The organism is Acidobacteriota bacterium (genome assembly GCA_016184105.1).
Classification (GTDB): Bacteria; Acidobacteriota; Vicinamibacteria; order Vicinamibacterales; family 2-12-FULL-66-21; genus JACPDI01.
This window is the reverse complement of the sequence record JACPDI010000027.1, coordinates 147,334-157,510: the sequence shown is the minus strand read 5'-3', so window position 1 is coordinate 157,510 and position 10,177 is coordinate 147,334. Positions and strand designations below refer to the sequence as shown.

The 10,177-nt window shown below is 67.2% G+C and carries 9 protein-coding genes, 1 tRNA gene and 1 pseudogene (1 of these 11 cut by a window edge); 4 read left to right on the top strand and 7 right to left on the bottom strand.

Going from position 1 to position 10,177, the window contains the following annotated elements; translation table 11 throughout:
- The 4 genes and pseudogenes from clpX to HYU53_10310 form a co-directional block, all read right to left on the bottom strand.
- Window positions 1-388 (bottom strand): annotated as a pseudogene (gene clpX / locus HYU53_10325) (ATP-dependent Clp protease ATP-binding subunit ClpX); it reaches 738 nt to the left of the window's first position.
- Between the two features lie 11 nt (window positions 389-399).
- Complete coding sequence (clpP, locus tag HYU53_10320; GenBank protein MBI2221589.1) at window positions 400-987, bottom strand: ATP-dependent Clp endopeptidase proteolytic subunit ClpP; 588 nt, start codon at window positions 985-987, stop codon at window positions 400-402.
- A gap of 74 nt (window positions 988-1,061) precedes the next feature.
- Entirely contained in the window at window positions 1,062-2,396 is a 1,335-nt protein-coding gene (gene tig / locus HYU53_10315; GenBank protein MBI2221588.1) for a trigger factor, read from the bottom strand.
- Window positions 2,397-2,560: 164 nt separating this feature from the next.
- Window positions 2,561-2,647 (bottom strand) — tRNA-Leu (locus HYU53_10310).
- A 131-nt stretch (window positions 2,648-2,778) separates the two neighbouring features.
- Between HYU53_10310 and HYU53_10305 the strand changes: the two genes are divergently transcribed.
- Window positions 2,779-3,063: a hypothetical protein gene (locus HYU53_10305; GenBank protein MBI2221587.1), complete on the top strand. Its 285-nt coding sequence runs from the start codon at window positions 2,779-2,781 to the stop codon at window positions 3,061-3,063.
- A 187-nt stretch (window positions 3,064-3,250) separates the two neighbouring features.
- On the top strand, window positions 3,251-3,847 hold the full coding sequence (locus tag HYU53_10300; GenBank protein MBI2221586.1) for a hypothetical protein: 597 nt from the start codon (window positions 3,251-3,253) through the stop codon (window positions 3,845-3,847).
- A 115-nt stretch (window positions 3,848-3,962) separates the two neighbouring features.
- On the opposite strand, the gene HYU53_10295 is transcribed toward HYU53_10300, so the two are convergent.
- The 3 genes from HYU53_10295 to HYU53_10285 form a co-directional block, all read right to left on the bottom strand.
- Window positions 3,963-4,178 carry a hypothetical protein gene (locus HYU53_10295; protein ID MBI2221585.1) on the bottom strand — a complete coding sequence of 72 codons (216 nt, stop codon included), beginning with the start codon at window positions 4,176-4,178 and terminating at the stop codon, window positions 3,963-3,965.
- Between the two features lie 147 nt (window positions 4,179-4,325).
- Complete coding sequence (locus HYU53_10290) at window positions 4,326-7,061, bottom strand: hypothetical protein (GenBank protein MBI2221584.1); 2,736 nt, start codon at window positions 7,059-7,061, stop codon at window positions 4,326-4,328.
- A 98-nt stretch (window positions 7,062-7,159) separates the two neighbouring features.
- Entirely contained in the window at window positions 7,160-7,921 is a 762-nt protein-coding gene (locus HYU53_10285) for a hypothetical protein (protein MBI2221583.1), read from the bottom strand.
- Window positions 7,922-7,947: 26 nt separating this feature from the next.
- Here HYU53_10285 and HYU53_10280 point away from each other — a divergent pair, with 26 nt between their 5' ends.
- Both HYU53_10280 and HYU53_10275 read left to right on the top strand, forming a co-directional pair.
- Window positions 7,948-9,045 (top strand): VIT1/CCC1 transporter family protein, encoded by a 1,098-nt coding sequence (locus HYU53_10280; GenBank protein MBI2221582.1) that lies wholly within the window; start codon window positions 7,948-7,950, stop codon window positions 9,043-9,045.
- A complete protein-coding gene (locus HYU53_10275) occupies window positions 9,036-10,166 on the top strand; it encodes an IPT/TIG domain-containing protein (protein ID MBI2221581.1) in 1,131 nt (376 codons plus the stop codon). The genes HYU53_10280 and HYU53_10275 overlap by 10 nt, the downstream gene beginning before the upstream one ends.
- Window positions 10,167-10,177 lie beyond the last annotated feature (11 nt).

Sequence of the window (10,177 nt, the reverse complement as noted above, 5' to 3'; positions counted from 1 at the left end):
CGATCAGCGTCTTCCCGGTGCCGGTCGGGCCGATGAGCATGATGTTCGACTTGCTCAGCTCGACCTCGTTCCGGCCGCGCGACTGCTTGGCGATCTCGATCCGCTTGTAGTGGTTGTAGACGGCGACGGCGAGCTTCTTCTTCGTCTGCTCCTGGCCGATGACGTACTCGTCCAGGAACTTCTTGATTTCCTGCGGCGTCGGGAGCGCCGAGCGCTGGCCCGCCTTGTGCTCGAAGCGGTTGTCGTCCGCGATGATGTCGTTGCAGACCTCGACGCACTCGTCGCAGATGAAGACGGTCGGCCCGGCAATCAGCTTCCGGACGTCGTTCTGATCCTTGTTGCAGAACGAGCACCGGAGGATTTCGTTCTCGCCGTTTTTCTTGACCATGGGGCTAGTCCCTACGCCCGCTTGCGGATGACATCGTCAATGATACCGTATTCCTTCGCCTGGTCCGCCGTGAGGATGTAATCGCGCTCCGTGTCGGTTTCGATGCGCTTCAACGGCTGCCCGGTGTGCTCCGCCATGATCTGGTTCAGGCGCTCGCGCGTCCGCAGCAGCTCCTTCGCGTGGATGTCGATATCGGTCGTCTGGCCCCCCAGGCCGGTGACCCACGGCTGGTGGATCAGCACGCGCGAGTTCGGCAGCGAGAACCGCTTTCCCTTCGCCCCGCACGCCAGCAGCACCGCCGCCATCGACGCCGCCTGGCCGATGCAGTAGGTCTGCACGTCCGGCTTGATGAACTGCATCGTGTCGTAGATCGCCATGCCCGCCGTGATCGAGCCCCCCGGGCTGTTGATGTAGAACAGGATGTCCCGGTCGGGGTCCTCCGCCTCGAGGAACAGCATCTGCGCGATCACCAGGTTGGCGATCCCGTCGTCGATCGGCGTCCCGATGAAGATGATGTTGTCCTTCAACAGGCGCGAGAAGATGTCATACGCCCGTTCCCCGCGGTTGGTCTGCTCGACCACCATCGGGATCAACTGCATCCGCGAATCACTCATGCAGAACTGTCCTGACTCGTTGAGGTGCTGGGGATTGCGCAAGCGGGGGAGATCGGCTGCTACGCGTTCACAATTGTAACACGCGAGAGCAGGAAATCAATCGCCCGTTCCCGCCGCAACCCCGAGTACAGCCGCGAAAGCGCCCCTTCCTTCTCGAGCCGCGCGCGCACCGCGGTGGGCGTCCGGCCCGCCCGCTCCGCGTACCGCTCGATCTCCTGCGAGATGTCCTCCTCGGACACCGCGACGTGCTCCCGGCGCGCCACCTCGTCCAGGACCAGCGCGCTCTTGACCGCCTCGACGGCCGCGTCGCGCTGCCGCTCCCGGAATTCCTCCCAGTTGATATTGGCACGCATCGGGTCGATCTGCTGCTCGATCAGGCGCCTGACGAACTCTTCCAGCCGCCGGTCGATCTCGCGGTCGACGAGCGCCGCCGGCACCTCGCCGCCCACGCGCGAGGCGAGCTGGCGCAACAGGTCGCCGCGAACCGCGTGGTCGGCATCGTGCTCCTTGTGGTGCTGCAGGTCGTCGCGCACCCGCGCGCGGAGCGCCTCGAGCGTATCGAGCTCGCCCAGGTCCTTCGCGAACTCGTCGTCGAGCGCGGGCACGTTGCGCCGCTTGATGCCGCGCACCGTCACACCGTATTCGACCGCGGTGGCCGCCAGCTCCTTGATCGCGTAATCCTCCGGGTAGGTGAGCGAGAACGTCTTCTGCTCACCGGCATGCATGCCGATCAACTGCTCGTCGAACCCGGGCGGATTCGCCGGCGCGCCGATTTCCACGCTGATGTTCTCGTGGCGCTCCGATCTCGCCTCGCCCGCCTTCGCGGTCTCGCGGCCTTGCGTTGACTCGCCCGCTTCGGCGGGCAAAGGCCCGAGGGCCTTGCGATCGAGATCGAGCTGCACCGTGTCGCCGCTCTCGACCGCACGCCCCTCGACCGGCTCGTAGCGCGCGGCGCGCTCGCGCATCTGCTGCAGCGCCTGCTCGATCTCCTCATCGTCAATCGTCACGGACGGCCGGCGCACCGTGAGGGACCCGTAGTCGCCGGGATCGATCGGCGGCACCGTCTCGAAGGTCGCCGTGAACTTCAGCGGCTGCCCCTCTTCGACCAGCACGTCGCGGATGTCCGGCGAGTCCACCGGCTCGACGCCGCGCTCGCGCAACGCCTCGTCGACCGCGCGCGGGATCAGCCCGTGCGCCACCTCGTGCAGGATCTGCTCGCGGAAGCGCTGCCGCACGACTTTCGGCGGCACCCTGCCCTGCCGGAAGCCGGGGATCTTCGCCTGGCGCGAGTAATCGAGCGTGATGCGATCGATTTCCGCGTCAACGACGTCGCTCGGGATCTCGACGACGAGGTTCTTTTGCGTGTCTGAGATGTCAATGAACTCTGTTTTCATGTATCGGTGTCGGGGAAAAGGGGGACAGTCACACTTTTCTCACGTTTGCGCGAAGAACTCTGACGGTCCCCTTCCGCCTCCACGCCGCCGGCGCTCCAGCGCGACAGCCTTCGACTGGCCTGCCTGGCCGGAGCTCACGCTGCCGTTTCGACGTGAGCGAAGGCTGGTGCGAAAGGGGGGAGTCGAACCCCCATAGCCTTTCGGCTACCGGATCCTAAATCCGGCGCGTCTGCCAATTCCGCCACTTTCGCGGGCGGCGCTGCAAAACTATTAAGCGTAACACGGCTCCCTATTATTGAGGATGAGTGGGAGAGTAGTGGTGTCGAGGGCAGCGACCACAACATATTGCGAGCAACCAGCCCTACTGTTAACATTGTCGGACGTGGCGCCCATTCTCGGCCAGGACCCCTACCACGGCATCTTCGCGGTTACGCTGGCTCACGACGGCCGGCACCAGCTGCAGCGGCACCCGCAGCCACCAACCTCGCTGCCCGACCCCCGAACGGGGCGACAACTCGCGATCGCCACCGTGGAAGTCTCCGGGGCCGCGATCTGTCCCGCCTGCGAAGGACGCGCGCCGGGCGGGTTCATTTCCTTCGTGGCCGACGCTCGCATGGTCTACGCATGTCCGGAGTGTCGCAAGCTCGTCTGGCTTCGATCCGTCTGAGTCCCACCGCCGGGCTGTCGTGACGCGCTTCTGAAAACGCGGGCGGCGTGTATCCCGTCATGACACCTGTCTTGCGCGATCCGTGCGGTTCGGGGCAATTCGTGGCGGCGTGGTTTTTGCGGCGTTTCTTGCCTCGGCACCACACCGGCTCGACCGCCGGTGCTTCCGACAGGAGGGCAGCAAAGTCATGAAACGGATCATTCCGGCAGTTGGTATCGCGCTCGCGTTCGCGGTTGCGGCGAGCGCGCAGACCCCGGCAACACCCCAGACAGGCGATCAGACAACCAAGCCGAAATCGTCCATGGGCTCGAAGGCGATGGGCTCGAAGACGGTGACGCTCACCGGCTGCGTGAAGGAAGGGAACACGCCGAACGCGTTCGTCCTCACGAACGTCGACCTGAGCAAGATGACCGACCCGTCGACCTCCGCTTATTCGACGCCCCCACCGACACACACGGCACCACCCACACAGACGCCGCCCGAGCAGACGCCGCCACCCGCCACGGCCGGCACGTCAGGCATGGCCGTCACAGACACAGCGGCGACCGTCGTCCTGATTGGCGGCGCCGACCTCAAGCAGCACGTGGGACACCAGGTCGAGGTCACCGGCATGATGATGCACGGCAAGGACAAGAAGAGCAGAACGACCGGCACCACCGGCAGCGCCGCCGGCGAGACGACGACCGACACGACCTCGCGCCCGGGCGAAGCGGGCAGGGACAAGAACCGGCACACGCTCAACGTGCGCACCGTGAAGATGGTTTCGAGTACGTGCGGCATGTAGTCGACGAAGGTTCGCACGAAGGTTCGTACGCAGGCTCGTACGGGGGTTCGGGCGGGGAGGACCCGAAAAAAAGGAAAAAGGAGAAAGGTAAAATTTTTCCTTTTTCCTTTTTCCTTTAGAGAAACCGCATGTAAGGCCCGTCCCACCCCTGGGTGCGCCATTCATTTTCCAGCTCGCGCGAGCGGCGCGTCAGCTCCTTCGAGTCGCTGAACCACTCGACGCGCTCCGAGCCGCTCTCGTCTGTAATGACCAGCTCGTAGCGGTCCCCTTCGATCGCCTGGCGCACCTCGCAGCGCAGGTGGGTGCCGCTTCGCTCGTAGAACCAGATCATGCTGCTGGGCTCTGAGCAAATCCGAGTCCCTCGCGACCAAGGCTTCTCGAATCAACAACTTGAGCCCAACGGCGGTGAAACGTGAGCGTTACGCGCGTGTGCCGTTCCTGCACACTGACCTACGCATTCTGCAATTTACGCGCGAGGTCAGCTCGTGGCGCGCGCGGCGGCCGGTCCGCCCGTGAGGGCCGGGCCGTTGAACACACCATTGAAAAGCAGCTTGAACGTGCCACGCGGCTGCGCGCGGAAGTCGATCTGGCTGCCGTAGGTGACGACGTACCCCTTTCCCACGCGGAAGGAAACCACGTTCGCCTGGTCACGAAGAAGGTCTTCACCGAGCAGCCATCCGCTCTCGAGGATCGGGCCGCGCGCGGGATAACGCGAGACGACGTCAGTATCGATGCCGAAGCCGGGGCGGATGCGATAGGCCTGATCGGATTCGAAGAACACCGGCCACGCCGCCGGCATGCCCCACGCCACGGGGTGGGTCGTGTCGAACTCGTTGGCGAGCAGCGATCCGGGGCAGTAGAACACCGCGGTGGGTTCGATCACCCGATCGCGTAATGCGGCGGCGAGGCGCGCCGGGCTCGAGAACGCCTCCTTCATCACGCGATCGACCTCCGTGGCCGGCACGGTCTGTTGCGCGCGCCCGCCACCCCCCTGCGCCAGGAACCGGGCGCGCCGATTCGTTTCGGGCAGTGCCTTCTCGATTGGCAGATCGAGCAGCTCCCGCGCGGTGTCGGCGGCGCTGCCGATCGCGAGCAGCGTGCCTCCACCTTTCACCCACTCGCGCAGCTTGCTCCAACCCTCCTCGCCGGCGCCGAACGCCCATTCCCATTCGGCCTTGTCGTTCTTTGCCGGATCGAGCCCGCGGACGATGTTCTCGCGCGAGGTCCCCGCCGGCAGGACGATGACGTCGTACTTTGCCGCGAGGTCTCCCTTGAAATCCAACGACGACACGTACTGGTGGTTGAAGTCGTACTGCTCGAACAGCCACTTCATCCAGCCGGCAGGCATGTTGTTCGCCGCCTTGAACAGCCCGATACGCGTCTCGGGCTTGAGCCGGAGCACGCTGACGGAGAGCGGCCGGTCCACGCCCATCACGACAAGGCCGGTCTCGCGGGAAACCTCCTCGAGGATGCGCGCGGAGGCGGAGGTCGCTGGAATGATCCACGAGCCGGCGGCGAACGCTGCGCGGTCCGCCTCGAAGGGCTGCAGCGCGCGCGTGACGGCCGCGCGCGCCTTCTGCAGCTTCGCCACCGCGAGAAACGCCGCGTTCGACTCCGGTCCAATCACGAAGGCGTGCCTGGGTTTTGGGAACGCCGGCGCGCCGGCGGCAATCGCCGGCACCAGTTCGAGGTCGGCCTCGAACGGCGCGTCGATCTGGACGACATCCACCCCCATCAGCATGCCCAGCGTGTGCCCCGTCACGTCGTACGGCGGCTTCGGGGGGCCGCCGGGGAACAGGCGGAGATCCGGATACTTCTGCCGCTCCAGCATCGTCTTGGCGAACGCGCCCGACGGCTGCGCGGTGCGGACGACCCAGGATCCCGCGGAGTATTCCTTGCCGCCGGCGGTAAACGGCCTGCGCGCGCGGTGTATTTCCACGTCGGCGAAGCGGAGGAGATCGAGCAGTTCCTTCGCCTCGAACGGATCGCGCTGGGCCGCAGGGACGACGAATGCGTACGGCGCGGCCTTGCGCCCCGCCCAGTCCGCGTTGACGCGGTAGAAGTTCTCGAGCCACGTCGTCCGGTACTTCGCCATTTCGGCCATGCCGGCGAGCGCCACGGTCACGCCGTAGTCCACGATCTGGCGCAGCCGCCAGTCGCCGTGGTTGTACGGGAGCGGGAAGTTCGAGCGCGATTCCTGCGGGCCGAGCGGCTTGTCGGCGCCCGCGGGGTTCACGAACGGATCGGCAAGGTTCGCACTGGCAATCTCGGTGAGGATGCGCGGCTGGCCGTGGTAGACCATGTACTGCCGCGCGGGGGCCCACAGGTCGTACCGGGAGAGCCACTCGACGCCGGTCTTGTTCCCGGCGACGAGCGCCGCGGACATCGCGTGGCCGATCTGCGCCTGCGCCTGCGCGAGGATCGGGTGGATGTTCGGATCGTACGGGTCGTCGAACGGCGGCACGAAGATGCGCGCGCCGGTTGATCCCATCTGGTGCATGTCGTGCGTCAGCTGCGGCTTGTAGGCGTTCTGCACCTTTTCCACCATCAGCCGCGTTTCCTTCTGCGTGAACATGAACCAGTCGCGGTTGTTGTCGTGGCCGACGTACTTGTGGTACAGGTCCGGGTACACGCGATTGAACGGCGTTCCCTTTGTCTTGTACCAGTGGTCGATGACCATGACCTGGCCGTCGGGGTTCTGCGACGGCGCCAGCAGCACGACGATGTTGTCGAGAATCTCGCGTGTGGCGACGCTGGTGTCGGTGGCAAGGCGATGCGCGACTTCGGTGATCGCCTGCATGTTGCCGACTTCGGTCGCGTGGATCGTCGTGTAGAGCAGGTAGAAGGGACGCCCTTCCTGCGCGAGCTTCGCCGCGGCCTCGGGCGAGAGGCTCCGCGGGTCGGCGAGCTGCCGCGAGATTGCGACGAGCCGGTCGAGCCGGGCGAGGTTCGCGGGGGAGCTGATGGTCGCCAGCACGAACGGCTGTCCCATCGTCGTCTTGCCGAGTTCCTGCACCGTGATCCGGTCGGTCGTCGATGCCAGGTGCTGGAGGTACTCGACGACTTTCGGGTAGCGGGCGAGCTCGCCATCGGCACCGACAGGGAAGCCGAAGAACTGATCGGGGGTGCGCGGGCCGGCGGACTGGGCCGACCCGTCGAGAGTGGCGAGTGCCAGGATTGCGGTCAGGATGATCGCGCGCCGCGGACGGGACATCGGGGTCCTCCTCCGCGCGGACGGGACGAACCGCCGCGCAAAAAGCGCGGCAATTCTATCAGGATCCGGTCGTGCGCCTGTGGTCCTCAGCGCCGAGGTCAGGTCTGCCGGGGGACGATCGAGAGGGAGCGCGCCGTCTGCTCGCGGTGGTCGAGCCCGGCCGCGCGATCGAGCGCGCGCAGGGATTCGGGCAGCGGCTCGGTGAAGCGCCATTCGTCCGCGCGCCCCCCTTCGCATCGGAACGCTGCGGACCAGTCGCGCCACCACGGCGCGACGCCGCGCGCGATGGGCTCGACGATCAGCACGGCCGCACCGCGCCGCGCGCGATCGACGAGGATCGGCAGCAGGCCCGTGCGTTCGGCTTCTGTGAGCTCATTCACCGTGTAGCCCGCGACCACGCCTGTCGCCGCGGTTCGGCGGGATGAGGCGACCCACGCGCCCTGCGCGCCGAGCACATCCTGGCGGATCGTTCGATGCCGCAAGCCGAAGTGGCGGTACGTCCACGCCGCCTCTTCGAGCGCCCACCCCTGGCGGTCGACGCCGGCGATGCCGCGTGCGCCGGTCGTGACGGCAAGCGCGGCGCCGGCCGCCCCGGTCCCGCAGCCGAGATCGGTGAGGTGGTCGAGGCGAACATCGGCGAGCAGTTCCCTGGCGATTCGCTCGACCACGAGGTAGTGCAGCGGGCCGTAGAAGAGCGCGAACGCCGCGCGCTTGCCACGCCCCTCGAGGGCGGGCCCGCGGATCCGCGTGCGGCGCTGCACGTAATCGGCCGAGAGCGCGCGCAGCCCGCGTGTCACCTCGGAGAACCGCAGGTCCGCGAGATGGCGGCGCTCGAGGGCCGCCAGCCACGAGTGGAACATCGCACCCCGTAGTATCCTTTAATCACATGCACCAGAACGCATGGGAGGCGCATTATCGCGACGAGCGGGATGCCGCGTTCCTCTATCGGAGGCTTGCCGCGTCCGAGCCGGACGAGAAGCGGCGGGAGCTGTTCGTCAAGCTCGCAGACGTGGAGGATCGTCACGTCGCGCGCTGGACCGGACTGTTCCAGGACACCAACCAGCCGCTCCCCGCGTTCTCCCCTTCGGCGAAGGCGCGGCTGCTGGCATGGCTGTCCCGCCGGTTCGGATCCAATTTCGTCCTGCCGTTGATCGTCGCCGAGGAAGGACGCGAGGTGCAGGCCTACCTGGGCCTGGCCCGCGGATCCGCAAACCAGCGCACGCACGCGGCCGCCATGGAGATCGCGGCGGACTCGGCCGAGCACGCGCGCGAGCTGGCGGGGCTCCTCGGGCACGAGGACGAACCGTGGCACTCGGGCGGCGCGGGCGGGTACCTGCGGTCCGTCGTGTACGGATTCAACGACGGGCTGACGGCGAACTTCGGCCTGATCGCCGGCGTCATCGGCGCGAGCGTCGCGCCCCACATCGTGATCATCAGCGGCCTGGCCGGCGCGCTGGCCGATGCGCTGTCGATGGGATCGAGCGGCTACCTGGCCGCCAAGAGCGAAGCCGAGGTCCAGGCGCACCAGATCGAGACCGAGCGCTTCGAGATGCGGATGATGCCGGAGCTCGAAGAGGAGGAGCTGGCGCTCATCTACGAGGCGCGCGGGCTGTCGCGCGATCGCGCGGTGGAAACGGCGCACGCCGTGATGCAGGATCCGAAGCAGGCGCTTGAGACGAAGGTGCGCGAAGAGCTGAATATCCACCCCGCGGAGCTGTCGCCGCTCTTCGACGGCCTCGTCACCGGCGCGTCGACGCTCGTCGGCGCGGTCATTCCGATCGCCCCCTTCTTCACCTTCGAGTACGGCGTGGCGATCTGGGTGTCGCTCGCCATCAGCATGCTCGCGCATTTCGCCATCGGCGCGGCGCGCAGCATCTTCACCGGCCGGGGGATCTGGGCGAGCGGCCGCGACATGTTCATCGTGGGATTCGGCGTCGCGGCGGTCGGGTACATCCTCGGCGAGCTGATCACCAGGTGGTTGTGATTCGACGGCACCTGATTTCCGCGCCCGTGTTGGCCGCGATGGCCGCCGCGGCGGCCTGCGGCGGCGGCACGCCGAGCGGGCCCACCGGCACGGCGCCGCGCGTGGTCAGCATCAACCCCACGAGTGGACCGTCGTCGGGCGGGACGACCGTGACGATTTCCGGATCGAACTTCGCGTCAGGCGCCATCGTGACGATCGGCGGCACGCCGGCGACCAGCGTGGCGCTGGTGAACGAATCCACCCTCACCGCCGTCACAGGCGCGCGCGCCGCGGGCGCCGCCGACGTGATCGTGAGCGTAGGGGGGCGGAGCGGGACCCTTCCCGGCGGCTTCACGTACGTGCCGGGGCAGGCGCCGGTCATCCAGGCGATCGTGGCGAGAGGCTCGCGCGCGAACGAGCCGGAGCGGTTCGCCGACCTCGGCGAGGAGATCACCGTGACGGCGACCGTGCAGGACGGCGACACGCCGCCGGGCGGCCTCACGTACGGCTGGGCGGCCCCGTCCGGCACGTTCACGGGGACCGGCGCGAGCGTGAAGTGGCGCGCGCCGCAGACGATGACGACGCCGGGGACCGTGTCGCTGTCGCTGAGCGTCAGCGACGGGGGCTCGACGGCGACCGGCGGGGTCGTCGTGCGCGTCCACGACTCGGCGAAGGAAGTCGGCGACATGGCGAAGCTGTTCCTCGAAGACTTCTCGCGTCAGACGCTCGCGCCCGAGGAGGTCGTGCGCAACTTCCGCGACGGGTGCGGCGACGGCGGCCAGGGCAGAGCGAAAGAACTGCTCGACGTGCGCAACAACCAGCGGACGGACCGGATCAACACGTGGTCGGTGGGCGCCCCAGCGGTCACCGTCAATTTCGGCGGTGTCTGCGCGTACCGGTCGCGGCTGGGCGACGCGTGCGCTGCGGTCAGAGTGGACTGGAACACGACCTGCATCAACGAGACGCGCTTCGACGGCACGAAAGTCTGCGATCTTGGGGTGACGTATCGCGTGACGGGCATCGATCATGCGACGGCCACTTACGCCGCGGACCGCTGGTGGCTGTGCGACAGCGACTTTGAAGGAACCTCCACCAATCTCGTGACCGGCATCGTGCGTCCCGCCTGGACCTTCAAGAAGTAGGGCGTGCTACA